Below are 24777 nucleotides of genomic sequence, written 5' to 3' on the forward strand. Positions count from 1 at the left end.
TCATCACTTCACATATTTAAAAGGAATCTCACTACCACATAGCCAGTTGTATACTTGGTCATTGACAAAAACATTCATGGCTTCGTGGGCATACTCAGGCATGATGCGATAGGTCTTATCGCAGGTGAGACGGTTGTAAATCGCAAACTGGGTAATAGGATAGCAAACATCATCGTCCAAGCCCGTAATCATCTTAACCTCACCCTTGATACGATGGGCAAGATTTTTCACATCGATGTAGGCAAGGGTCGCCATGATTTCCTCCTCAGTTTCATGGAAGGGATCATGGAACTTGAAATAACGAAAAAGTTCGTCGTAAGCCTCGCTAGTATTACCAATCTCAAGCACTCGTCTAAAGTCTGACAAGAAGGGATAGATGGCAACTGTTTTCTGAATCCGAGGATTGAGCGCTGCCGCTACCAAGGCTAGAGCGCCACCTTGTGAGGCACCATAGCTAGAAAGTCGCTTCTCATCAACCTGAGGCAGATTGGCAATAATCTCAACCAACTGGTAAATATCCAGATAAACATCCTTATAAAAGAGGTGATCCCGACCTTCCACAGCCCCACGGATGATATGACCCTTAACCGTATTTCCAAGAGGAGAACGCAAACCGTCTTGCGAGTAACCTGACTGGCCCCGCACATCCATGAAGACAACACCGTAACCAGCTACGGTATAGGCCAGCATGTCAGCCCAGTCCCAGCCACGTCCCATATAACCATGGAAATGGAAGATTATCGGAACCTTCTCCTCACTCTTTGGAAGAACGACGCGTGCGTAGACCTTTCCTTCATTGGTTCCTTCAAATGTTAACTCATAGCACTTGACTTGAGGAATGCAGAAATCTCTCTCCTCCAACTGGTAGGCTGGAAGAGTTGAAACTTTTTTCACTTCCTCATCCCAGAAAGCATCAAAGTCTTCTGGAACCTCATCCCTTCCTCTATAAGTCTTGATTTCTTTTAACAAAGCTGGATTTTTCATAACATGCTCCTTTTTGTAATCGCTACCATAACTGTAGCATATCTAGAAAAGCAATGCAAGAAAGAAGGGTAATACTCTTCAAAAATCTCTTCAAACCACGTCAATATCGCCTTGGAGTATATATGTAACTGACTTGGTCAGTCTTATCTACAACCTCAAAGCAGTGCTTTGAGCAACCTACGGCTAATTTCCTAGTTTGCTCTTTGATTTTCATTAAGTATAAATAGAAAGTGAATTTAGCTTTTCCTCCCTCAAACCTACTGACAGAAAGTATAATCAATTGAATCTAGAATAGTACCAATTAACTTCTAAAGTATTTTTAGAAATTAATGTGAATGTCCCAGTTGATTTGTCTACAGCTTATCTCGATATACTATAGTTTCAATGGAGATTGAATAGAGAATCACACACCAGAAAGCGAGGTAACATCATGAAAGCAATAGGTACGCAAATATTACAGACAAACCGTTTAATCTTGAGAAGATTTGTGGAGAGTGATGCGGAAGCCATGTTTCAAAATCGGGCTTCGTCTGCTGAGAATCTGACCTATGTTACTTGGAATCCCCATCCTGATGTTGAGGTCACTCGAAACTCAATTCGTAATTGGGTTTCTTCCTATGCCAATCCCAACTATTACAAATGAGCCATTTACCTCAAAGAAAACCCAGATCAAGTGATAGGAGATAGCAGCATCGTTGAGATGAATGAGGATGATTCCAGTTGTGAAATTGGCTATGTTTTAGGAAAAAACTATTGGAGTCGTGGCCTTATGACAGAGGCCTTAAAAGCTATCTTAGACTTCTGTTTTACTCAAGCAGGTTTTCAAAAAGTCAAAGCACGATATGCCAGTCTCAACCCAGCTTCAGATCATGTTATGGATAAGACTGGAATGTCCTATCTAAAGACTGTTGCAAATAGGGTAGAGAGAAAAGGCTATATTGCGAACCTTATTTATTATCAGATAAGCGGAGAAGACAGATAATCTTAAAATTTATTGCTTATCCGCTGTTCTTATTTTTTATTTACTATTTCATTTATCCTCTTTTTTCCGAATAAATAGATAGAACCATCGAATCTAGCAAAATTAGATTTTAAAATATGGTATAATAGAAGGAGGGAATGGATGATTCTCAGACATCCGGGCATCAGCCCGACCAACGATTTGGTTGCTAAGAAAATCTTTAGCAATCCAGAAATCACTTGTCAATTTATTCGCGATATGCTGGACTTGCCAGCCAAAAATGTGACCATTTTGGAGGGGAGCAATATTCATGTCTTACCTTCCCTGCCCTACTCGGCTCAGGATTTTTACACTAGTATAGACGTTTTGGCAGAGTTGGACAATGGAACACAGGTTATTATCGAAATACAAGTACATCATCAGAATTTTTTCATCAATCGCTTGTGGGCTTATCTATGTAGTCAGGTCAATCAGAATCTTGAGAAAATTCGCCAACGTGAAGGTGACACCCACCAGAGTTACAAGCATATCGCTCCTGTTTACGCAATCGCTATTGTGGATAGTAATTATTTCTCAGATGACCTGGCTTTTCATAGCTTTAGTATGCGAGAAGATACGACAGGTGAGGTCTTAACCATCACAAACAACGGACAAGAAAACCATCTAGTCAAGATGGCATTCTTGGAACTCAAAAAATACAGAGAAACCAGCAAAGACGAGGTTCGTAAACCGTGGTTGGAGTTTTTCGGTAATAAACCCTTTACCCAGCAACCCGAGCGAGCCATTAGCCAGGCAGATCAACTGCTAGACTACAAGAGCTGGTCCGAGGAGGACAGGAAAATGTTTAGTCAACTACGTATGCGTGAAGAACAAGCGTTATTGGCTCAGGATTATGCCTTGGAGACTGCTAGGGCGGAAGGGATTGAACAGGGATTGGAACGTGGGAAAGTTGAAGGAAGGGAAGAAGGGAAACTTTTTGCATTTCTGGATATGGTACGCCAACATGTTTTAACTTCCGAATTTGCAAGTGATCAATTGGGTATGACTGTCGCTGAGTTTGAGGCGTTATTGAAAGATTAAGACAATCACAAACAATGGACAGGAACACCATCTAGTCAAGATGGCATTCTTGGAACTCAAAAAATACAGAGAAACCAGCAAAGACGAGGTTCGTAAACCGTGGTTGGAGTTTTTGTAAATCATTAAATCAATGACAGATTTTTCCGTAATAGATGGAAGAATCTGTTTTTTTAGTTATGCTAGATGTGGGCTCTGAAATAGTAAGATATAGTGTATTGAAATAATATATGAACAAAGAAATTAGGAAAGTCAAATTATAGTTAAATGAAATAAAAACTGAACAAATTGATTGCGGAATTCAAGCTAATTTCTAGCAATGTTTTAGAAAACTCGGTGGACTATTTCGGATTCAATCTACTATAATTTCTAGAAATTTTTTAGAATCCGCAGTGTGCTATTTTAGATTCAATAAATTGTGCTTTCAGAAACAAAAAAAGAGCATCTCCGCCCTTTTTCTCCTGTTCAATCTTAATTTTTTGCTTCTTTCTTTTGGAAAGTGGTTTGGTAATTTACTTTAATCGTTACTGTCATGTGAGAGTCCTCGTTTCTTTTTGATGACTCTAGTATAAGGGCCAAACCTGAAAGCTAGCTTAAGATTTCCTTAGAGAAAGCTTAATCTAGATGTTCTTTCTTCTCCAAATGAAGGGCAATCATGCGCCATTCTGGATCCTCTTCCCAGCCTTCAATAGAACTAATGTAGCTAGCAACCTTTCTGGCTTCTTCTAAAATCGGAAAATCTTCGATAATATCAGCCACTTGGAATTCTGGAAGGCCTGACTGTCTGGTTCCAAAAATCTCACCTGAACCACGCATTTTCAAATCTTCCTCCGCAAGGACAAATCCATTGGTCGTTTCTGTCATGATGCGCATGCGGTCTTTCCCAGAATCCGTCTTAGGATTGGCAACTAACACAGCATAGGACTGCTTGTCCCCCCGACCGACACGACCTCTGAGCTGGTGAAGTTGGCTGAGCCCGAAGCGATCGGCATCCATGATAATCATAACAGTCGCATTAGGAACATTGACCCCAACCTCAATAACCGTTGTCGAAACCAGAATATCCGTTTTTCGCTCTTTGAAATCCTGCATTATCTGGTCTTTTTCGTCACTCTTCATCTTACCATGTAGAAGAGCCACTTCTGCCTTACCTGCAAAATGAGCCGTCAACTCTTCTGATAAGGCAATGGCATTTTTCAAATCCAGAGCTTCTGATTCTTCAATCAAGGGAGAGATGACATAGGCTTGAGAACCTTTTTGGATTTCCCCCTCTAACCAAGTCAAGACCTGAGGTAATTGCTCATGCTTGATCCAGCGAGTCACAATAGGCTTCCGCCCTGCTGGCATCTGGTCGATAATGGAAACATCCATATCGCCAAAGGCTGTGATGGCCAAGGTTCGTGGAATGGGAGTTGCCGTCATCATGAGGACATCTGGATTGTCGCCTTTTTCCCGTAAAATACGTCTTTGCCCCACACCAAAACGGTGCTGCTCATCGATGATAATCAAGCTCAGACGAGCATAATCCACCCCATCCTGAATCAGAGCGTGAGTTCCAATAATCAAATCAGCCTCACCCTTGGCAATTGTCTCCAAGACTTCTCTCTTTTCTGCAACCTTCAAGGAACCTGTCAAGAGAGCCAGTTTCAAGTCTGGAAAGAGGTTCTGTAAACTCTCAAAATGTTGCTCTGCAAGGATTTCTGTTGGCACCATGAGAGCAGCCTGGTAGCCAGCTGTCACTGCTGCAAACATGGCCAAGCCAGCGACCACCGTTTTTCCGCTCCCCACATCCCCTTGTAGGAGACGATTCATGTGGTGGTCCGACTTCATGTCGGTTAAAATTTCCTGCAAACTCTTTTCTTGAGCTTGAGTCAGGGCAAAAGGAAGACTTTCCTTGACTGCTGTCACTTTTTCCTGAGACCAGTTCAGGTCCAGACCACTTCCCTGAACTCTATTCTCAGACTTGAGCGTCTGCAATTGCATTTGGAAATAAAAGAGTTCCTCAAATTTGATACGGCGAAGGGCTTGCTTGTATTCTGCCAAATCCTTAGGAAAATGCATGGCACGAACGGCCTGACAACGGGACATGAGTTTGTATTTGTCCAGCAAAGACTGGGGAAGATTTTCCTCTATCAAGAGGTCCAGTCCCTGATCAAAGGCTGTTTTGATGACCTTGACCAGACTAGCTTGACTGATTCCCTGAGCCAGACGATAGACAGGTTGGAGGTCATCTTCCACCTGAGCTAGGACCTTCATTCCAGTCAGACTAGCCTTGGCGCGATCCCATTTTCCAAAGACAGCAAGGGTTGCTCCCAACTCTATCTTGTCTGCTAGATAGGGCTGGTTAAAGAAATTCACCGCAAAAACAACTTCTCCCTGCTTAAGACTAAAGCGCAGGCGATTACGCTTAAAACCATAATACTGGACACTAGCAGGAGTCACGACTTGACCAGAGAGAACCGCCTTTTCACCGTCTTCCAGTTCCAGCACTTGCTTGGTTTTAAAGTCTTCATAACGGAAAGGAAAGTAGAGCAATAGGTCTTGCAAGTTTTCAATTCCTAGTTTGGCGTATTTTTCTGCTGACTTTGGTCCCACACCAGGTAAGACATGCAAGGGTTGATGTAGATTCATGCTCCACTCCTTTCTTTTTAATAATATTCTCTCGGAATGCGGTCGCTGAGGAGACAAACTACCTCATAGTTAATAGTCCCGCGGTAGGCCGCTACCTGAGTAGCTGTGATCTCCTTGTCCCCGTTGGACCCAATCAAGGTTACTTTTGTTCCTAGCGGATAAATCTTAGGCAGACGAATGGTGATTTGGTCCATAGAAACCCGCCCGACGATTGGGCAAGCTTGACCATCTACCAAGACAGAAAAATTCTGCATGTCACGTGTCCAACCATCCGCATAGCCGATTGGCACGGTCGCGATGACTTGCTCGCTATCCGCCTGATAGGTCGCTCCGTAGCCCATGCAAGCTCCAGCTGAAACTGTCTTGACATGAACCAGAGCAGATTCCAAGGTCAAGGCTGGTTTCAAGTCATAGGGCAAGTCCAAGACCTCTCCACTTGGGTTGAGACCATACATGGCATCTCCCATGCGAACCGCATTGAAAATAGTCTCTGCATGCCAAAGAGTCGTTGCCGAATTGCTGGCATGGATCAGCTCTGGGACTTCCTTCATACTAGCCAAAATATCTTTAAACCGTTCTAACTGGACATTAAAGTAGTCATCTGATTCTTCATCAGCAGTAGCAAAGTGGGTAAAAATCCCTTCAACATAAGCACCGTGTTGTTGGAGCAAAGCTTGAACCTGCTCAACCTCACGAACCTCTCTAAAACCAATCCGTCCCATGCCTGAGTCAATCTTAAGGTGGACTGTCAATCCAGTTAAGTCCGCTTCCTTATCTAAGAGTGCTTGAATCCACTCCAGTCCAGCCACAGTCAAGGTGATATCGTATTCTTTAGCAAGAGAAACAGCTTCGATTTCAGAAACTCCTAAAATGAGGATTCGTTTGCTGAGTCCAGCCTGTCTGAGTTCAATGGCTTCATCAATATTCGAAACGCAAAAGCCATCAACATCATCTTGAATAGCCGTCGCAACAGCAACAGCCCCATGCCCATAGGCATTAGCCTTGACTACTGCAAATTTGAGCGTTCCTTCAGGGATATGAGCCCCCATTTGCTGAATATTTTGTCGAATAGCTCCCAGATGAATCAGAGCCTTGGTTGGTCTATGTGGACTAGCTTTCATGATTTTCCTCCAAAATGACACTAGCTGTCACAAACTGATCGGTATGGCTGATAGATAGCCAAATCTTTCCTGAAAATGGTGCCTGACTAAAATAAGGCGCCCCGCGTTCATTGTTCAAGATTTCCAAATCCTGAAAACCGAGCTTGCCAATACCCGTTCCCATGGCCTTGGAAAAGGCCTCCTTAGCCGACCAGCGACCAGCTAAAAATTCTATTTGCCTGCGCCCTTTAAGACTGTTAAACCGCTCCATTTCCTTAGCTGTCAGCACGCGCTTAGCAAATCCTTCATGTCGTGTAACTGCGCTTTCTATCGAAGCCAATTCTTCGATGTCAATTCCATGTCCAACTATCATTCTCGTCAAAAGGAGTTGAGATTCCCCAACTCCATCCTTTTCACTTATTTTGTCAAGGTAGCATAAATTTCTTCTACCAAGGCCTCTGTATTTTCCCAACCTAGACAAGGATCGGTAATCGAGCAACCAAAGACCTCTGGTTGGTTTTGACGACCATCTGCTAGGTAAGATTCAATCATAAAGCCTCGAACTGCCTTTTTAATCTTCTCATTCCAATCACGATTTTGCAAGGTCTGGCGAACAATCCGAATTTGCTCCATATATTGCTTGCCTGAATTATCATGGTTGGTGTCGATGAGGATAAAAGGATTTTCAAGTCCCATGGTCTCATAACGTTCAATGGCATTTAGCAAAGTTTCATAGTAAAAGTTAGGCTCATTTTTCCCATACTCATTAACTGCCCCACGAAGGATGACATGGGCCAAGGGATTTCCTGAAGTCTCAACTTCTTGCCCATGGAAAAGGAAGGTCTGTTTGTTCTGAGCAGCATAAATGCCATTAAACATAACACCCAAATTTCCAGAAGTTGGATTTTTCATCCCGACTGGTGCATCAATTCCTGAAGCCACAAAGCGGTGCTCTTGGTCTTCCACAGAACGAGCCCCAACAGCATGGTAGCTAACCAAATCATCTACTAAGACCAGATTTGACGGATAAAGCATCTCGTCTGCCGTTGTCAAACCAGTCTCTGTAATCACGCGGTAATGCAACTGGCGCACAGCCTGCAAACCGTTAATCAGGCTTGGAGCCTTAGAAGTATCTGGCTGATGAACCAAGCCTTTATAGCCGTCTCCGTTGGTGCGTGGTTTAGCTGTATAAACACGCATAACCATGAAAATCTTGTCCGCCACCTTCTTTTGCAAGGCTGATAAACGGCGGGCATATTCCAAGACAGCTTCTTCATTATCAGAAGAGCAAGGACCAATCACCAAAAGGATGCGGTCATCTTCTCCTGAAATAATGTCTGCCAATTCTCTATCACGACGCTCCTTTAGTCGCAGGGCTTCCACAGACAATTGGGTTTCTGCCTTGATTGCTTCAATATCGATTTCTTGACCTTTTTCAATAAATGCCATCTTATTCTCCTAGCGTTTGGTAGATTTCTCTGACGAGGGCTTCCGTATTTTCCCAGCCAAGGCAAGGGTCTGTGATCGACTTGCCAAATACTTCTGGTTCGTTTTGACGGCCGTCTTCTAGATAAGACTCAATCATAAAGCCACGAACATACTGCTTGATTTTTTCATTCCAATCACGGTTAATCAAGGTCTGGCGGACAATTCGAATCTGATCCATGTATTGCTTACCAGAGTTGTCATGATTGGTATCCACAATGATAAAGGGATTTTCCAAGCCCATTTTCTCATACTGGGCAATGGTATCCATCAAATTATCATAGTAGTAGTTAGGAATATTCTTACCATACTCATTGATTGCTCCACGAAGAATAGCGTGCGAAAGCGGGTTCCCAGTTGTTTCCACTTCTTTTCCTAGGAAAAGGAAACTCTGTTTGTTTTGAGCAGCATAAATCCCATTAAACATGACATTGAGATTTCCAGAGGTTGGATTTTTAAACCCAGTCGCGAAATCTGCCCCACTGGCCACAAAGCGGTGTTGCTGGTCTTCAACTGAACGGGCACCAACCGCCATGTAAGAAATCAAATCATCCACAAGCGGTAGATTTTCAGGATAAAGCATTTCATCAGCTGTTGTCATACCTGTTTCCGTGATAACACGATAGTGAAGATGTCGAACGGCTTTAATTCCGTTGATGAGGCTAGGGGCTTCTGCTGTGTTAGGCTGGTGAATCAAGCCCTTATAGCCATCTCCGTTGGTACGGGGTTTGGCAGTATAAACACGCATAACCATAAAGATACGGTCTGCTACTTCTTCTTGTAGGACTGCCAAACGCTTAGCGTACTCAAGGACAGCTTCTTCATTGTCAGATGAGCATGGCCCGATTACCAAGAGAATTCTCTGGTCTTCTCCACGTATAATGGCTTCTAGCTCTTGATCGCGCTGTGATTTTCTCTCCAAAGCTTGGCCTTCTAATTTTGATAAGGCACGAACTTCTTCAATATTAATTTTAGGACTTTTTGCTGTAAATACCATAACTCATCTCCTTATAAATCAAACGGATACCAAGTAAAAATTTACTTTTCACAAGGTATCCGCCTCTAAACTATCTCATTTTATTGTCTTTTACCGTGACAGTTTTTAAACTTCTTACCAGAACCACATGGGCAAAGTTCATTCCGTCCAATCTGACTCAAATCCAGATTTTCAGGCATATTTGCTTGGTGGGCAGCGATATTACGAGTCGCTGTTGTACTGATATGGTGTTCTGCTTGTGGTCTTTCTTGTTCATGAATTTGTGCTTTCATCATCAAGCGTGTCACATCAAACTCAATCGAACCAATCATATCATTAAACATACGGAAACCTTCTGCCTGATACTCAACAACTGGGTTGTTCTGAGCATAACCACGAAGTCCAACCGCGTTACGCAATTGATCAAGGGCATCGATATGATCTGTCCACTTGTTATCTACAACTCGTAGAATCAAGACTTTTTGGAATTCTTTGACTGCTTCTTCATCGCGTAGTTTTGAAACTTGACTATCGTAAACCTTCAAGGCACGTTGGAAGAGTTCTTCCTTAATAGCCTTATCAGACAAGCCTGACAAGTCTTCAACAGAAATAGAATCTTCAGGAAGCAAGTTGTACTTAGCAAAGTTTAAAATTGCCTCTAGTTTTTCATCTTGTTTTGAACGCGCATGACCATCAACGACACGACCAATCGTGCGTTTAATCATAGAGTGAATTTCAGGTGCCAAGTCACGATCTGCAGTGATAACGTCGTAACGTTGAGCATAGATAATCTCACGTTGTTCACGCATGACATCATCGTATTGAAGGACTTGTTTACGGGTATCGTAGTTATTTCCTTCGACACGTTTTTGTGCAGCTTCAACCTGACGTGTCAACATGCGAGACTCAATCGCCTCTTCAGACATGTTGAGACGTTCAAAGATTCCTTTCAAGCGTTCAGAACCAAAACGTTTCATCAAGTCATCTTCAAGAGATAGGTAGAATTGTGATTCACCTGGATCTCCTTGACGACCTGAACGTCCACGAAGCTGGTTGTCGATACGACGGCTTTCATGACGTTCTGTACCAATAACACAAAGTCCTCCAAGTTCACGAACTCCTTCACCAAGCTTGATGTCGGTACCACGACCGGCCATGTTAGTCGCAATGGTAACAGCACCACGTTGACCAGCATTCATAATGATTTGGGCTTCTTTATAGTGGTTTTTGGCGTTCAAGACTTCGTGAGGAACACCAGCTTCGACCAATTTTTTAGAAATGTAGTCACTGGTTTCAACCGCTACTGTACCAACCAAGACAGGTTGACCTTTTTGGTAACGAGCCTTAACATCTTTAACAACGGCCTTAAACTTAGCTTCAATGCTAGCAAAAAGCAAGTCTGGATGGTCAATACGTTGAACAGGACGGTTTGTTGGAATTGGAATAACACGAATGTTGTAAATTTCACGGAATTCTTCCTCCTCGGTCTTACCTGTACCTGTCATACCAGACAATTTCTTGTACATACGGAAGAGGTTTTGGTAAGTGATTGAGGCAGATGTCTTGGTTTCATCCTGAATTGGCACACCTTCTTTAGCTTCAATGGCTTGGTGCAATCCATCAGAATAACGACGACCTTCCATGGTACGACCTGTAAATTGGTCGACAATCAAGATTTCTTGCTCTTCGCTCACTACATAGTCAATATCGAGAAGCATGATGTAGTTGGCACGAAGGGCGTTATCGATAAAGTGAGTCAAAGCCACATTTTCGATGTCATAGAGATTTTCAAGCTTGAAGTAGCTTTCAGCCTTGTCAATCCCTGAATCAGACAAACCAATAGTCTTAGACTGCACATCGATGATGTAGTCGTCTTTGTCCAAAGATTTTACATAGTGGTCTGCCATGTGGTAGAGCTGACTGGTTTCAACTGCGTTAGCACCTGATACAATCAAAGGTGTACGTGCCTCGTCAATCAAGATTGAATCAACCTCATCGACCAAAGCATAGTTAAGCGGACGTTGTACCATGTTTTCAGCGCGAACAACCATGTTGTCACGAAGGTAGTCAAATCCGATTTCTGAGTTGGTTGAGTAGGTAATATCACACTCATAGGCTTCTTTTTTCTCCATTGGAGATTTGGCAGCCAAGTTAATCCCTACTGACAAACCAAGCCATGAGTACAATTCACCCATCTCAGTCGCGTCACGTTCAGATAGATATTCATTGACCGTAACTACGTGAACCCCTTTACCTGAAAGGGCATTGAGGTATACGGGCATGGTCGCAGTCAAGGTTTTCCCTTCCCCTGTACGCATTTCTGGCACGTCACCATGGTGAAGAACGATTCCCCCCATGACCTGAACCTTATATGGGAATAGACCTAGGACACGTTTAGCACCTTCACGGACAACCGCAAATGCTTCATAAAGCAATGAATCCAGTGATTCTCCATTTTGATAACGTTCTTTAAATTCAACTGTTTTTGCTTTTAGTTGGTCATCAGTCAAAGCAGCCATTTGGTCTTCGTATTTGAAAACCTTGTCAGCCATCTTTTCCAGACGACGGATTTCTCCTTTATCATTTTCGATAATTGTTTTTAAAATATTAGCCATGTTTTTCCTTACTTTAAATTCCGAATATTTTAGAATGTTCTTTTAATTTTAGCACAATTACTGATTATTTTCAAGGAAGAATCCCCATTTTGAAAAGGAAAAAGAGGCTAGTTTCCAAGCGTAACTTCTAAAAGTAACTTCCAGCTCTCTCCCAAAACTGGAAGTTAGTCTCAGACGACGAATTATGCTAGAATTAAGCCTGAGACTTTTCGTGAGGAGGCACCTCATGACGAAAAAACAAAAACATCTCACTCTAGAAGACCGTATTGACATCCAAACTGGAATCAGCCAACAGGAGACTTTCCGTTCCATCGCTGAGAAGATGGGAAAAGATCCGTCAACGATTTCAAAGGAAATCAAGCGCAATCGCATCACGCATCCAACATCCGTCAAATCTGATTGCACGGATTGCCCTCTTCTCAAAAAAGCTCCTTATGTCTGTAACAACTGTCCAAAAAAGAGGACGGATTGTGGGTTTAACCGCTATCTTTACTACGCGAAAAAGGCGCAGGAACAGTACGAGACTATGTTGAGGGAATCCAGACAGGGCATCCCCCTAAACAAGGAAAGTTTTTATCAGATGGATAAGGTCTTAACCCAAGGCATCCAGAAGAAACAAAGCATCTACCATATCATTCAGACACATAACCTACCTATGTCGAAAGCTACGGTGTATCGGCATGCCAAGCTGGGATATCTGACAGCCAAACCCATTGATTTTCCTCGGATGGTCAAGTTCAAGGAACGCAGAAAATCCAGAAAAGTAGCTATTCCCAAAGAGCTAAAAATTGGGCGGACCTACCAAGATTTCCAAGAGTTACGAGAAACAGATGATTTCTTCAAATGGTTGGAAATGGACACGGTCATCGGCAGACCTGGTGGAAAGGTGCTACTCACCTTCAACGTTTCCTTCTGCAACTTCCTCTTCGCCTTGCTTTTGGACAACAAGACCGCTCTGGAGGTCGCCACTAAATTCGCAGCTTTGAAAGAAAGAGTCATGGACGGAGGGTATGCGTTCCATCAGCTCTTCCCTGTCATTCTCACGGACAACGGATCTGAGTTCTCCTATGTGGAGGAGCTTGAGAGAGACATTGATGGTAAGTCTTACCTCTACTTCTGTGACCCTAGCCGTCCTGACCAGAAGGGGCGGATTGAGAAGAATCATACAGTTTTGCGAGACATTCTTCCCAAGGACACTTCCTTTGACCAGCTGACTCAGAAAGACGTCAATCTAGTCATTTCCCATGTCAATTCCTTGAAACGAGAAGAGTTTCAAGGAAAATCTGCTTACGACGTCTTCACCTTCAACTTTGGCGAGGACATCGCTGCTCTTCTGGGTTGCCAATTTGTCAAACCAGAAGACACACACTTATCACCTGATTTATTGAAATAAAGGGAATTTTCCCCTCTAACTACACATCTTATCACCATCGAAAAGTCTCACACTAAACGCTAGCAACTGGAAGTTACTCTAAGACGACTCTGTTTTAGGGCTATTTGTCGTGCACTTTTTTCTGTGTCTTTTCGCTTTTGAACCCTTATATATCAAGAAAAAGAAAACCAGCGGAAGTTACTCTAAGACGGATTTCCACCGATTTCACGCGTTTTTCTTATACTAAAAGCTAGGTTGTGGGAAACTGGAAGTTAGTTTTAGAAGTTACCGCTAGTTTCCAAGCTAACCTCTCTGATTTTTATGACTGATTAATTGCCAACAAAAATCGGCAAAATCGCAAATAGGATAAATAGATTTATCCAAAGAGAAAAACAGCAGATCAATCCAAAAACAAAGAGACTGACTTTCTTGGACAGCAAGGCCATCAAAATCGACAGAATTCCAAAAACTAGTAAAACTTTCTGCATGATTAAGAGATTGATAGATATTCCCAGAACTGGTTTATCCCAAGGAAGAAAGAAGAAAGCCAGCCAGATCAGCAGAACTAAACCAATATAGACCTTAGAATAGCGTGTAATAAATGATTTTAGATGTGCCATAAGCTACCTCCTAGGATTGTATATCCTTTAAATATTGTATATGCCCATTTTCGACAACTAATACATCTGTGCAAAGGTCTGAAATATCTTCCGATATGTGCGAAGTCAGGATAACCAAACCATTTTCTTTTTTCAGGTAAGATAAAATGACCTGTTTGGTCAACCTCACACTCTTCTCATCTAAAGCATTCATAGGTTCATCGAGAAAGAGTATAGATGGTTCGGAAATAAAGGCTTGAATCAAGGCCATTTTTTGTTTCGTTCCTAAGGATAAATGACGGTACTCAACGTCTTCAAATTCCTGTAAATCATAGTATTGAATCCAATAGGTAATTCTTTTTTCCGTAACTTTAGATGAAAAATACCTTAACAGTTCCAAATTTTCTCTAAGGGATAAATGAGATAGAAACTCTACCTTTTCAATTAAAATTCCTGCATCCTGAATATAATGATTTTTTACCCCGTAAACTTTACCATCTTGAAGAACTTTTCCTTTGTCAAGCTTAATATAACCAGCAAGTACCTTTAAAAGAACCGTCTTGCCAGATCCATTATCACCTTTAAGTCCATAAATTTTTCCTGATTGAAAGACCAGATTTAACTGATTTAAAATAGGTCTTTTCCCATAAATTTTCTGTCCATTTATAATTTCAAGTCTCATCGTTTATCCTTTCTTAAATTTCTCTTCTAACCGACTAACAATCAAGATAACTAATAAACTTAAGAGTACTAAATACACTGTTACAATATGATCCATCATCCATTCTTGTCCCACAAATGCTAAAAAATAGAGAAAAAAGGAAAAACCAGCGCCCGCACTAATAAGTGCTATCAGATAAGAAAGTAGCAAGTACAAGATCGTTAACTGAGCAAGTAAAAAGAAAAGTGTGACTGTTTTGAAATGAATTCCTAGCGGAAGTAAACCAAGAAACCAGACAAATAAATCTTGAGTAAAAAATTTAGAAATGACAACCAATCGTTTCCTTGTATAATCGAAAAAGGAGCTTGATTGATAGCGAATCAAATGATGATAATGGTCTGCCAAATCACTTTCAAGTAAAATGACAGAGAGCCATCCTACCATGAAAATAGAAAGGTTTAACAAGAGTTTGGGGATTTCTAAATTCACTTCAGAATAGTCATTATAGGAAAAGATTGAAATCAATTCCCTCTTGAAAAAGAGAAAAACATCCTGCTTTTGAACCGCTGTTGACAATAGATAGTTTATCAAAATCATCATCAGAACTATACGAAGTAGTAAAACGATCTTTCTCTTTAACCAAATATTGTTAAAATTCTTAAACATTATCTTCATATTTTTCAAGCACCATATAAGAGACAATATAAAGGATATAAGGAGTAAAGAGTCTCATCAAACTGACATCCCCATAGCTAGCCTGCATCAAACTCGTCATAGGAACCATATAGTATGGCAAGATACTATAGAGCAGCATAGAACCAAGCCAAAGAAACATCAAATAGGCAATTGCCGAACGAGTCACATTCCCTAAATAATCAACTATTTTTAAAAAATAGACCGTATTGATGAAAATACCGATTAGTAGGACACAAGTAAAGAACAAATAACTTGTTATCTCTCCATCTAGAATCCTTTGTAAACTACTCCCATCAGAAAATAGAGAATTCCATTCAAGAGGAGAAAAAGTCCCAAAGAAATAAGTTAAAATTGCAATTATCAGTACTGTTACTAAATACAGCACACAAGGGATACTTGCAACTTGAAAAGTCAACTTCCTTTTTAACCCTTGATAACTCACTTCTCTTCCAATACTCAATCGTAAAACTTTATTTTTCAGCTGAATGTATTGAAAACCTAGCAAAGAAATCATAATTGGAATAATAAATGATTGATAAAAACCTAAGTTGAACTGGAGAATACGAAAATCTAAAGCTGATTTTAATAAGTCATTTTTAATTGCTTGTCCATCGAATTTGGCTAGGTCAGGCGCATGAATATCAAAAAAGAAATAAGTCATCAAAAAATCACGATAAACCAAAGCAAGAAAAATTAAAGTAAGCAAGACATAAACAAATTTATGCCTTGCCAAAGTTAAGAGAGGAATCTTCATAAGCCACCTCCTACAAATAAAAACCGATATAAATCAATGCCTTCCGCCTTTAGACTCCCCTAGTTCTCGTCTCAAGCGAAGCATTTTTTTGAAACAGAAATAAGTTGACCTATTCAGACCAATAGCTAGCAGAATAAAAAGAAACCAAATGCCCCATAACTTGATATCTGTCACATTTCTCAAGACGATATTGAAAAACAGAACTGAAATAACTGTCCAAGCAAGGCTAAAAAGAGCATAGAGGGGGATGTAAAACCAGTAAAAATAGTAAAAAATTGGGAAAAATTTACTATCTCTATTGGCCTTTTCAATCCAGCTGAAAAAGTAAAACCAGGGAAATAGGATTATCAATTTAAACAAATGTTTCATCACCAGCCCCTCTCGATTTGACAGCGCTTTCTTTATCTTCATTCTATCAAAAAAATCTGGAAATGTCATTCCAGATTCTACTTTTTTATTTGCGTTTTCTTGCGATGAGATGGATTGGTGTTCCTTCAAAGACAAAGGCCTTGCGGATTTGATTTTCCAAAAAACGTAGGTAAGAAAAGTGCATAAGTTCTTCTTCGTTGACAAAGATAACAAAGGTTGGTGGTTTAGTTGCCACTTGAGTCGCATAGAAAATCTTGAGACGTTTTCCTTTGTCTGTCGGTGTTGGGTTGATGGCAATAGCATCCATAATCACATCGTTCAAAACAGCTGATGGAATACGTGTATTTTGACTTTCACTGATTTGCTTAATCATCTCAGGAAGTTTGTGGAGACGTTGCTTGGTCAAAGCGGATACAAAGATAATCGGTGCGTAAGGCAGGTATTGGAACTGCTCACGAATATCTTCTTCCCAGTTTTTCATAGTGTGGTTGTCCTTTTCAAGTGTATCCCACTTATTGACCACGATAATCATCCCTTTACCAGCTTCGTGGGCAAATCCAGCGATACGCTTGTCGTATTCACGGATACCCTCTTCCGCATTGATGACCATCAAGACCACATCTGAACGGTCAATAGCACGCATGGCACGCATGACAGAGTATTTCTCGGTATTTTCATAAACCTTACCAGACTTACGCATACCAGCTGTATCAATCATGGTAAACTCTTGACCATCTGTATCTGTAAAGTGGGTATCAATAGCGTCACGCGTTGTTCCAGCAACAGGACTGGAAATGACACGGTCTTCTCCCAAAATAGCGTTAATCAAGCTTGATTTTCCGACATTAGGACGACCAATCAAGCTAAACTTAATGACATCCGGGTTTTCTTCCTCATATTCATTTGGAAGATTTTCTACAATAGCGTCTAGCACATCCCCTGTACCGATACCATGGACAGATGAGATAGGCAATGGTTCACCCAAACCGAGAGCATAGAAATCATAGATATCATTTCGCATCTCAGGGTTGTCCACCTTGTTAACCGCGAGGATAACTGGTTTATGGGTTTTATAAAGTTTACGGGCTACGTATTCGTCCGCATCGGTAATTCCTTCCTTACCAGACACGACGAAGACGATAACATCGGCTTCTTCCATGGCAATTTCTGCCTGGTGCTTGATTTGTTCCATGAAAGGAGCATCGACATCATCGATTCCTCCTGTATCAATCATGCTAAAGGAACGATTGAGCCACTCACCCGTTGCATAGATACGGTCACGTGTCACTCCTTCGACATCCTCTACAATGGAGATTCGCTCACCAGCGATCCGATTAAATAGGGTTGATTTCCCAACATTGGGACGTCCTACAATGGCAATAGTTGGTAGGGCCATAATTTCTCACTTTCTACAATAACTTCTTTTGTTCAAGATTTTTTCTAGTTGAGCTTGGTTCTGCTTGACCAAACTGTTCTGCTAGGCGCTGACTCCAGCTTGTGGTTGCACGCGCCCCAGCATAGTCAGCCTGTACACGGTCATAAGCTTGGATTGCCTCAGTTGACTGTTCTCGGTATTCTTCCTCAAACACCACTTGATTCAATGGCAAGCGAGGTTTGACTTCATGTTCTTCATTTGGTAAGCCTAGTGCCATCCCAAAGACAGGATAGGTGTAGTCAGGCAGGTTAAAAAGCTCTGCCACTTCTTCTGACTTGTACCGTACCAAACCAATGATGACACCTCCATAGCCCAAACTTTCAGCTGCCAGCAGGGCATTTTGTCCAGCAAGAGCCGCATCGACTGAACTAATCAAGAGACCTTCCACACCTTGGGGTTGGAATGTATCGGTATGGAGTCGTGCTCCCTTTTCTGCTCGGTTCAAATCTCCGACAAAGAGAAGGAAAACAGCAGACTGGCGAATAGCCTCTTGAGGCACTAATTCATACAAGGCATCTTTCTTCTCTTGACTTCGTACCACAATCACAGAGTAGGATTGGAAATTCTTCCAAGACGAGGCCATCTGGGCTGCTGTCAGGATTTCAGTCAAGTCTTCTTGAGGAAGGACTTGTTCCTTAAATCTTCGAACAGACTTATGAGCTTTCATCAGTTTAATCGTTTCTGTCATCGACGGTTTACTCCTTCTAAACGAGTCTCCTCAGCCAAATAACGGATGCGTTCCATGACCCGTCTAGCTTCCCAGGTTTCGTCATTTCCATGTTTCCCTTTAGCGAAATGCTGCTCCAATTCTTCAAAGTTGAAGTTGGAGGTGAAAAAGGTCGGTAAATTTTCCTGCATCCGATATTGAAGAATGACTTGCAGGATTTCATCACGTACCCAAGCTGTTGATTGCTCGGCACCAATATCATCTAAAATCAGGACTTCAGAAAGCTTAATCTCATCCACCAAGGTCTTGACATTGCCATCACCGATAGCATTTTTGACATCAATGACAAAGCTAGGATAGTGGAGGAGAGTGGATGAAACACCGCGTTTTTCTGATAAATCATGGGCTAAGGCAGCCACCATGAAACTTTTACCCACACCAAAGTCTCCATATAAGTAAAGACCTTTTCGAATAGTTGGATATTGTTCCACGAAGGCTAATAGCTTTTCAAAAACTGGCAAGCGACCCAAATCATCCAAGTCTACTTGAGCCAAACTAGCTTGCTTGAGACTGGCTGGCAGATTGATTAACTTGAGACGGTTCTTAATAGCCGCTTCTTTTTCCGCCGCGATTAGTTCAGGAGTTTCTTCGTAAGAAACATCCGCATAACCATGATTCATAACCAAAATCGGCTTGTAGCCTTTGGCAATATAATCCGTATCACCACGGAGAAATTTGTCACGCTCGGTGATGTACTGATTAAACTTGGAGATACTGCGATTTAATTCCTCTGGAGTCAAGGATTCTTGCTGGATAAAGGCCGCAACATCAGAGTCCTTCATGATTTTCTGGACCAAATCTTGATAATGAAAACGGCTAGGCTGACGTTTGAGTACGTCTCCGACACTTTCCATCTAATCTCCTCCTTTTTCTAATCGAGCTAATAGTTCTTGTTTCTTACGTTCTAGTTCCAGACGAGTTTCCTCGCTGGTTTCATTCTTATAATCTGGATTGCTCCACTTGGGTACATTGGACTTAGCAGGACTCGGTTTACTGCCTTTTTGAGCCTGACTCTTTTGCCCACGTTCACGGATGCGCAAGACTGCCTCTTCTGCCGAATGGATCTTTTGATAGGCATAGTCATTGGCTACCTTCATGGCATATTTCTCATTGATGTTTGCCGAATCTACCTTATTAAAGGTCAACAAGAGAATGATATTGATGACTTCGTCCAGCAAGCCCAAGCCAGCCATCTGATGCAAGAGTTCTCTTTCTGTTTGGGTAATGGTCCCCTTGCGTGTTTGCTTGATTTCTGCCAGGAACTGCAGGGCAGTCTTACTTTTAGCTTCTTTGATAATGGTCGCTTCCTTAGGACTAAAGTCAGAGGAAATCGGTTTTTGAGCAATTTTTTCCCGCATTCGTTTGGTTGAAATAACCTGGGAAACAGCTGTTGACTTAGCCAATTGATAGGTTTCAAACCAAGTCCATTTCTTCTCCTCGGCAATGGCAAAGAGGTTTAAGACATCGGACTGCTCATCCGCAAAGCGAAGCCCATCTCGAGCCATAAGCTGACGAAAATGGTCTAAGTCAAAATCGTTGGCCACTTTCTTCTTGAGACCAAGATCTTCTTGACTTCCCAGCTCTGCCAAGTCTGGAAAGACTTGATTGAGTGAGACAGGTATTTCTTCTCCCTCAGCACTCTCAACTCTCAAATCCTCCACAGCAGCATCGCCAATTTTTTTCTCCAAAAGTCTGCGATAAACAGGATGCTCCAAGAAGTCTTGACTAGATAGAGGAGCCTGAATGGCTAACTGATAAACATCCCCCTTTTGATAGAGGGTTAAGAGATTAAAAGCAGATAGGATTTTCAAGGATTTTATCAGTCTATCCATCCCAAAGTTGAGATGGTTAAGAATGCTTGAAAAAAGATATTCCTTTCTACCATTATCCCAAAAACTGATTGTATAAAGATAAAGGCTCAGTGCCTCCTGACCGATAATCGGGAGGTAGCACTGTACCAGAGATGAGGTATCTTGCGACACCCGATTATTCTTTAGATAAGAAAAACGGTCAATTGGCTTCATTTATTTTTCCTTTTTCTTTTTAGAGGACTGGGTGATTTGTTGGAGCAAGCTCTCTAACTCACTAACATCCTTAAAACTACGATAGACACTGGCAAAACGCACATAGGTAATCTCATCTAACTCAGCCAACTCCTCCATGACGAGTGAACCAATGTCCTCACTTTGAATTTCATTTTCATTTCGACCACGGAGTTTCTGTTCGATACGATTGACTACCATGTTGATTTCATCACTTGACACAGGACGTTTCTGGGCTGAGCGGATAATCCCATTAAAGATTTTATCTCTGGAGAATTGTTCCCGTGTGCCATCTTTTTTAACAACCACTAAGGTTCTTTCTTCTACTCGTTCGTAGGTTGTAAAACGGTGTTGGCATTCATCGCACTCACGTCTTCTACGAATAGTGTTCCCTTCTTCTGCTTGGCGACTATCGATAACACTTGACTTGGTAGCCCCACATTTTGGACAACGCATCCTTTCCCTCCTTATCGTTTTCTTTTCATTATACCATTTTTTAAACGATTCCCAAAACAATTCTTCTTTTTGCTTGACAAGTTTTTTGTTTTGTTGTATTATTTAATTAAGACAAATAGATAAAAGAAAGGAGACCAAGATGTCCTGGACATTTGACAACAAAAAACCCATCTATTTACAGATTATGGAGAAAATCAAGCTTCAGATTGTTTCCCATACACTGGAACCCAATCAACAACTTCCAACCGTGCGAGAGCTGGCTAGCGAGGCGGGTGTCAATCCAAATACCATCCAAAGAGCCTTGTCAGACCTCGAACGAGAAGGATTTGTCTACAGCAAGCGCACAACTGGACGATTTGTGACTGAGGATAAGGAGCTAATCTCCCAATCACGCAAACAATTATCGGAAGAAGAATTGGAACACTTCGTTTCCTCCATGACCCATTTTGGCTATGAAAAAGAAGAACTACCAGGCGTAGTCGGCGATTATATTAAAGGAGTTTAAGCCTATGTCATTACTAGCATTTGAAAATGTATCCAAATCTTATGGAGCAACACCAGCCCTTGAAAATGTTTCCCTTGACATCCCAGCTGGAAAAATTGTCGGTCTCCTCGGCCCAAACGGCTCAGGGAAAACAACCCTGATTAAACTAATCAATGGCCTCTTACAACCAGATCAAGGACGTGTCCTCATCAACGACATGGACCCAAGTCCAGCAACCAAGGCCATCGTAGCTTATTTGCCTGATACGACCTATCTCAATGAGCAAATGAAGGTCAAAGAGGCCCTAACCTACTTCAAGACCTTCTATAAAGATTTCAATCTGGAACGCGCCCATCATCTACTTGCAGACCTCGGCATTGATGAAAATAGTCGTCTCAAGAAATTATCAAAAGGAAACAAAGAAAAGGTACAACTGATTTTGGTTATGAGCCGTGATGCTCGTCTCTATGTTCTGGACGAACCTATTGGTGGAGTGGACCCAGCAGCCCGTGATTATATCCTCAATACCATTATCAACAACTACTCCCCAACTTCTACCGTTTTGATTTCTACCCACTTGATTTCTGATATCGAGCCAATCTTAGATGAAATTGTCTTCCTTAAGGATGGAAAAGTCGTCCGTCAGGGTAATGTAGATGATATTCGCTATGAGTCAGGTGAATCCATTGACCAACTCTTCCGTCAGGAATTTAAGGCCTAAGCAAAGGAGATTATTATGTTTTGGAATTTAGTTCGCTACGAATTTAAAAATGTTAACAAGTGGTATTTAGCCCTCTACGCTGCTGTGCTAGTCCTTTCTGCCCTTATCGGGATACAAGCACAGACCTATAACAATCTGCCTGTCAAAGAAAGCAAACCACTCCTACTCATTTTTCTAGCTACTGTCTTTGGTGGCTTGATGATTACACTTGGAATTTCAACCATTTTCTTGATTATTAAACGCTTTAAAGGTAGTGTCTATGACCGACAAGGCTATCTGACTTTGACCTTGCCAGTTTCTGAACACCATATCATCACAACCAAACTAATCGGTGCCTTTATCTGGTCGTTGATTAGCACTGCTGTCCTAGCTCTAAGCGCTATTATTATTGTGGCCATAACGGTTCCAGAATGGATTCCTCTTTCTTATGTGATTACATTTGTAGAAACACATCTCCCTCAGATCTTTCTTACAGGTATATCCTTCCTACTAAATACCATTTCAGGAATCCTCTGCATCTACCTGGCTATTTCCATTGGACAGCTTTTCAATGAATACCGTACAGCACTCGCTGTTGCAGCCTACATTGGTATCCAAATCGTCATTGGATTTATTGAACTTTCCTTCAATCTTAGTTCTAATTTCTATGTCAATTCACTTGTAGGACTTAATGACAATTTCTATATGGGAGCAGGTATAGCCATTGTTGAAGAACTCATTTTCATAGCTATCTTTTACCTCGGAACCTACTACATCTTGAGAAACAAGGTTAACTTGCAATAGTTTTAAAGTCTAGCGACAATAACTCGCTAGACTTTTTCGTTCTCAGGACTTACATTTTTATATGAAGTATTTAATAAAAAGGAGTATAATGACTTTAAAACTAATTACATGTATATCGATAGGGAGGTCAACTCTTTATGCTGAGAAGATTTGTTACTAAGAAGCACCTCGTACTTTACTTCTTTTCTATTGCCATTACTTGGCTGGAAGCGATTATCACGCCAGCCCTTGTTCAGAATATTGTTGCCAGTTTTACCAATCAAGAACTAGGCCTTCTTTGGAAAGTTTTGATTTTAGGAATCCTTGGTAATCTTATCCTCTTACTAGGTTTGGCTGGGAAACGCTATTACTATGCCCGTTTAATTACTGACTTCAAATATGGAATCAAGAGTGCTATTTTCAAGCGATTTTTAAACAGTTATGAGATTGATGAAAAGGATATTTTGTCTGACCTAGAAAACGACGTCAAGCAACTAGAAGAAAACTATATTGAGCCAACGGTCATCATCATTTCTTCTCTTGGCTTCACAACTGTGTCCATTCTCTATACCCTATGGACCAATTTTTACTTGGGCTTGATTTTCATCCTCTTCTACTCCTTTCCTGTACTCTGCAGTACGATCGGATCCAAGCGTTTGGATTCACTTTCTGAAAAGAGGTCCACTGTTAACCAGAGCTACTTAGCAAGCTTGACAAATTTTATTGGTGGTAGCCAACAAATTCGCCATTATCAGAGGCAAGACTACTTTTTTACTCGCTACCAAAAACAATTACAAACCAGTCTAGATGCCGAAATCAACTATGAAAAACAACGCACTTTAAACAGTCTCTTTATCAATAGCATCGATGCCTTTTGCTCCGTCACCCCTATCGTCATCGGTGGCTTTATGACCTACTATAATTATTTAGATGCGGCGAGTTTTGTGGCTATCTATCTTGTTTCCCATAATATCGGCTATCAATTCCAAGAGTTGGCTTACTTTACCAACACCCGAAAAGCGAATCGAACTCTTCTCAATAAATACCAAAAACTTTTGAACCAGTCTGATCCCATCTCACCTAGAAGCATAGAAAACATTTTCCCTATCCAGCTTAACAGCATCTCCTTAGAAAAAGATGGGAACAGCCTCCTGTCTCCGATTTCCATGTACATTAAGCAAGGAGAAAAAATTGCCATTATCGGAGAAAGTGGCTCTGGTAAAACAACCCTGCTCAATATTATTCATGGAGAAGAGACACCAACAAGTGGTCAGATTAGCTTTTCTGGTCAGAACCTGTCACGTCAAGAAATCACAAGTATTAGTTCCTATATTCTCCAAGATAGCCATTACTTTGACACGCTATCTCTGGAAGACAATATCCTTCTGGGATTGAATAAAAATAAAGAGACTTTAAATCATATCCTCAAAAAAACAGGATTAGAACATTTGAAAAATCGAACGCTCAGCAATGATAGTCTGTCTGGTGGCGAGAAACAACGCCTAGAAATCGCCCGCGCCCTCTACCATGATAGCCAACTCATCTTAGCAGATGAAATCAAGGCCAATCTTGACTTGGAAAATAGCAGAAAAATTAGCGCCTTGCTCTTCTCCCTACCTCAAACAGTCATTGAAGTCATTCACCACTACACAGAAGAAGACTTAAAACACTATGACCAAGTCATCCACTTAAGCAAAGAAAAGTAATAGTCTATAACATACGATTTGAAAAGGAGGCTAGGCAAAAACTCAATTTCAGGAGAAAATGAATTAATATTACCACAATAAAACGCATAATATCAAGTTTTTGCACACCTGATATTATGCATTTTTCTGATTTTAAAGACTTTTTACCCAGTCTATTTTTACTA

General features: G+C 41.3%; 23 protein-coding genes and 1 pseudogene. 7 read left to right on the forward strand and 17 right to left on the reverse strand.

Annotated elements, in window-relative coordinates:
- Positions 1-3: 3 nt before the first annotated feature.
- Complete coding sequence (locus O3601_RS03990) at positions 4-984, reverse strand: acetylxylan esterase (protein WP_371471250.1); 981 nt, start codon at positions 982-984, stop codon at positions 4-6.
- Between the two features lie 430 nt (positions 985-1414).
- On the opposite strand from O3601_RS03990, the pseudogene O3601_RS03995 reads away from it, so the two are divergent.
- A pseudogene (locus tag O3601_RS03995) lies at positions 1415-1966 on the forward strand (GNAT family N-acetyltransferase).
- Positions 1967-2107: 141 nt separating this feature from the next.
- Positions 2108-3025, forward strand: a complete 918-nt coding sequence (locus tag O3601_RS04000) for an Rpn family recombination-promoting nuclease/putative transposase (protein ID WP_261025004.1) — start codon at positions 2108-2110, stop codon at positions 3023-3025.
- 612 nt (positions 3026-3637) lie between these two features.
- Here the strand turns inward: O3601_RS04000 and recG are convergent.
- From recG to secA, 6 genes are all read right to left on the reverse strand, one after another.
- On the reverse strand, positions 3638-5680 hold the full coding sequence (gene recG, locus O3601_RS04005; RefSeq protein WP_371471337.1) for an ATP-dependent DNA helicase RecG: 2043 nt from the start codon (positions 5678-5680) through the stop codon (positions 3638-3640).
- Positions 5671-6774: an alanine racemase gene (alr, locus tag O3601_RS04010; protein WP_000648063.1), complete on the reverse strand. Its 1104-nt coding sequence runs from the start codon at positions 6772-6774 to the stop codon at positions 5671-5673. Before alr ends, recG begins: the two co-directional genes overlap by 10 nt.
- Positions 6764-7126 (reverse strand): holo-ACP synthase, encoded by a 363-nt coding sequence (gene acpS / locus O3601_RS04015; protein WP_000635002.1) that lies wholly within the window; start codon positions 7124-7126, stop codon positions 6764-6766. The genes alr and acpS overlap by 11 nt, the downstream gene beginning before the upstream one ends.
- Before the next feature lie 44 nt (positions 7127-7170).
- Positions 7171-8202, reverse strand: a complete 1032-nt coding sequence (locus O3601_RS04020; RefSeq protein ID WP_371471251.1) for a 3-deoxy-7-phosphoheptulonate synthase — start codon at positions 8200-8202, stop codon at positions 7171-7173.
- A gap of 1 nt (position 8203) precedes the next feature.
- On the reverse strand, positions 8204-9235 hold the full coding sequence (locus O3601_RS04025) for a 3-deoxy-7-phosphoheptulonate synthase (protein WP_049538788.1): 1032 nt from the start codon (positions 9233-9235) through the stop codon (positions 8204-8206).
- An 80-nt stretch (positions 9236-9315) separates the two neighbouring features.
- Positions 9316-11829: a preprotein translocase subunit SecA gene (secA, locus tag O3601_RS04030; protein ID WP_371471252.1), complete on the reverse strand. Its 2514-nt coding sequence runs from the start codon at positions 11827-11829 to the stop codon at positions 9316-9318.
- Between the two features lie 226 nt (positions 11830-12055).
- Between secA and O3601_RS04035 the strand changes: the two genes are divergently transcribed.
- Positions 12056-13222 (forward strand): IS30 family transposase, encoded by a 1167-nt coding sequence (locus tag O3601_RS04035; protein WP_371471253.1) that lies wholly within the window; start codon positions 12056-12058, stop codon positions 13220-13222.
- Positions 13223-13530: 308 nt separating this feature from the next.
- On the opposite strand, the gene O3601_RS04040 is transcribed toward O3601_RS04035, so the two are convergent.
- The 10 genes from O3601_RS04040 to nrdR form a co-directional block, all read right to left on the reverse strand.
- Complete coding sequence (locus O3601_RS04040; RefSeq protein ID WP_050222445.1) at positions 13531-13821, reverse strand: hypothetical protein; 291 nt, start codon at positions 13819-13821, stop codon at positions 13531-13533.
- A 10-nt stretch (positions 13822-13831) separates the two neighbouring features.
- On the reverse strand, positions 13832-14482 hold the full coding sequence (locus tag O3601_RS04045) for an ATP-binding cassette domain-containing protein (RefSeq protein ID WP_173225654.1): 651 nt from the start codon (positions 14480-14482) through the stop codon (positions 13832-13834).
- A gap of 3 nt (positions 14483-14485) precedes the next feature.
- Positions 14486-15127 carry a hypothetical protein gene (locus tag O3601_RS04050; protein ID WP_371471255.1) on the reverse strand — a complete coding sequence of 214 codons (642 nt, stop codon included), beginning with the start codon at positions 15125-15127 and terminating at the stop codon, positions 14486-14488.
- On the reverse strand, positions 15120-15911 hold the full coding sequence (locus tag O3601_RS04055; protein WP_371471256.1) for a hypothetical protein: 792 nt from the start codon (positions 15909-15911) through the stop codon (positions 15120-15122). Before O3601_RS04055 ends, O3601_RS04050 begins: the two co-directional genes overlap by 8 nt.
- 33 nt (positions 15912-15944) lie before the next feature.
- Complete coding sequence (locus tag O3601_RS04060; protein ID WP_371471339.1) at positions 15945-16280, reverse strand: hypothetical protein; 336 nt, start codon at positions 16278-16280, stop codon at positions 15945-15947.
- A gap of 85 nt (positions 16281-16365) precedes the next feature.
- A complete protein-coding gene (gene der / locus O3601_RS04065) occupies positions 16366-17676 on the reverse strand; it encodes a ribosome biogenesis GTPase Der (protein WP_371471258.1) in 1311 nt (436 codons plus the stop codon).
- Between the two features lie 13 nt (positions 17677-17689).
- Positions 17690-18403, reverse strand: coding sequence for an NADPH-dependent oxidoreductase (locus tag O3601_RS04070; protein ID WP_371471260.1), 714 nt, complete (start codon positions 18401-18403; stop codon positions 17690-17692).
- Positions 18400-19296 carry a primosomal protein DnaI gene (dnaI, locus tag O3601_RS04075; RefSeq protein WP_371471262.1) on the reverse strand — a complete coding sequence of 299 codons (897 nt, stop codon included), beginning with the start codon at positions 19294-19296 and terminating at the stop codon, positions 18400-18402. Before dnaI ends, O3601_RS04070 begins: the two co-directional genes overlap by 4 nt.
- Positions 19297-20466, reverse strand: coding sequence for a DnaD domain protein (locus O3601_RS04080; protein WP_371471264.1), 1170 nt, complete (start codon positions 20464-20466; stop codon positions 19297-19299). It lies immediately after the preceding gene.
- Positions 20467-20940, reverse strand: a complete 474-nt coding sequence (gene nrdR / locus O3601_RS04085) for a transcriptional regulator NrdR (protein WP_033676519.1) — start codon at positions 20938-20940, stop codon at positions 20467-20469.
- 139 nt (positions 20941-21079) lie between these two features.
- Here nrdR and O3601_RS04090 point away from each other — a divergent pair, with 139 nt between their 5' ends.
- The 4 genes from O3601_RS04090 (at position 21080) to O3601_RS04105 (ending at position 24613) form a co-directional block, all read left to right on the forward strand.
- On the forward strand, positions 21080-21445 hold the full coding sequence (locus O3601_RS04090) for a GntR family transcriptional regulator (RefSeq protein ID WP_269795522.1): 366 nt from the start codon (positions 21080-21082) through the stop codon (positions 21443-21445).
- A gap of 4 nt (positions 21446-21449) precedes the next feature.
- Positions 21450-22145: an ABC transporter ATP-binding protein gene (locus O3601_RS04095; protein ID WP_004256110.1), complete on the forward strand. Its 696-nt coding sequence runs from the start codon at positions 21450-21452 to the stop codon at positions 22143-22145.
- 15 nt (positions 22146-22160) lie between these two features.
- A complete protein-coding gene (locus tag O3601_RS04100) occupies positions 22161-22928 on the forward strand; it encodes a hypothetical protein (RefSeq protein WP_371471267.1) in 768 nt (255 codons plus the stop codon).
- 137 nt (positions 22929-23065) lie between these two features.
- Positions 23066-24613, forward strand: a complete 1548-nt coding sequence (locus tag O3601_RS04105; RefSeq protein ID WP_371471268.1) for an ATP-binding cassette domain-containing protein — start codon at positions 23066-23068, stop codon at positions 24611-24613.
- Positions 24614-24777 lie beyond the last annotated feature (164 nt).

Origin of the sequence: Streptococcus sp. 20925_1_69 (genome assembly GCF_041432365.1) — a bacterium.
In the GTDB taxonomy this organism is placed as follows: Bacteria; Bacillota; Bacilli; order Lactobacillales; family Streptococcaceae; genus Streptococcus.

Bases quoted from the DNA above. Each gene is read 5' to 3' on its own strand.
- O3601_RS03990 (WP_371471250.1), bottom strand. From the start codon at position 984: ATGAAAAATCCAGCTTTGTTAAAAGAAATCAAGACTTATAGAGGAAGG.
- O3601_RS04000 (WP_261025004.1), top strand. From the start codon at position 2,108: ATGATTCTCAGACATCCGGGCATCAGCCCGACCAACGATTTGGTTGCT.
- alr (WP_000648063.1), bottom strand. From the start codon at position 6,774: ATGAAAGCTAGTCCACATAGACCAACCAAGGCTCTGATTCATCTGGGA.
- acpS (WP_000635002.1), bottom strand. From the start codon at position 7,126: ATGATAGTTGGACATGGAATTGACATCGAAGAATTGGCTTCGATAGAA.
- O3601_RS04020 (WP_371471251.1), bottom strand. From the start codon at position 8,202: ATGGCATTTATTGAAAAAGGTCAAGAAATCGATATTGAAGCAATCAAG.
- O3601_RS04025 (WP_049538788.1), bottom strand. From the start codon at position 9,235: ATGGTATTTACAGCAAAAAGTCCTAAAATTAATATTGAAGAAGTTCGT.
- secA (WP_371471252.1), bottom strand. From the start codon at position 11,829: ATGGCTAATATTTTAAAAACAATTATCGAAAATGATAAAGGAGAAATC.
- O3601_RS04035 (WP_371471253.1), top strand. From the start codon at position 12,056: ATGACGAAAAAACAAAAACATCTCACTCTAGAAGACCGTATTGACATC.
- O3601_RS04040 (WP_050222445.1), bottom strand. From the start codon at position 13,821: ATGGCACATCTAAAATCATTTATTACACGCTATTCTAAGGTCTATATT.
- O3601_RS04045 (WP_173225654.1), bottom strand. From the start codon at position 14,482: ATGAGACTTGAAATTATAAATGGACAGAAAATTTATGGGAAAAGACCT.
- O3601_RS04050 (WP_371471255.1), bottom strand. From the start codon at position 15,127: ATGTTTAAGAATTTTAACAATATTTGGTTAAAGAGAAAGATCGTTTTA.
- O3601_RS04055 (WP_371471256.1), bottom strand. From the start codon at position 15,911: ATGAAGATTCCTCTCTTAACTTTGGCAAGGCATAAATTTGTTTATGTC.
- O3601_RS04060 (WP_371471339.1), bottom strand. From the start codon at position 16,280: ATGAAACATTTGTTTAAATTGATAATCCTATTTCCCTGGTTTTACTTT.
- der (WP_371471258.1), bottom strand. From the start codon at position 17,676: ATGGCCCTACCAACTATTGCCATTGTAGGACGTCCCAATGTTGGGAAA.
- O3601_RS04070 (WP_371471260.1), bottom strand. From the start codon at position 18,403: ATGACAGAAACGATTAAACTGATGAAAGCTCATAAGTCTGTTCGAAGA.
- dnaI (WP_371471262.1), bottom strand. From the start codon at position 19,296: ATGGAAAGTGTCGGAGACGTACTCAAACGTCAGCCTAGCCGTTTTCAT.
- O3601_RS04080 (WP_371471264.1), bottom strand. From the start codon at position 20,466: ATGAAGCCAATTGACCGTTTTTCTTATCTAAAGAATAATCGGGTGTCG.
- nrdR (WP_033676519.1), bottom strand. From the start codon at position 20,940: ATGCGTTGTCCAAAATGTGGGGCTACCAAGTCAAGTGTTATCGATAGT.
- O3601_RS04090 (WP_269795522.1), top strand. From the start codon at position 21,080: ATGTCCTGGACATTTGACAACAAAAAACCCATCTATTTACAGATTATG.
- O3601_RS04095 (WP_004256110.1), top strand. From the start codon at position 21,450: ATGTCATTACTAGCATTTGAAAATGTATCCAAATCTTATGGAGCAACA.
- O3601_RS04100 (WP_371471267.1), top strand. From the start codon at position 22,161: ATGTTTTGGAATTTAGTTCGCTACGAATTTAAAAATGTTAACAAGTGG.
- O3601_RS04105 (WP_371471268.1), top strand. From the start codon at position 23,066: ATGCTGAGAAGATTTGTTACTAAGAAGCACCTCGTACTTTACTTCTTT.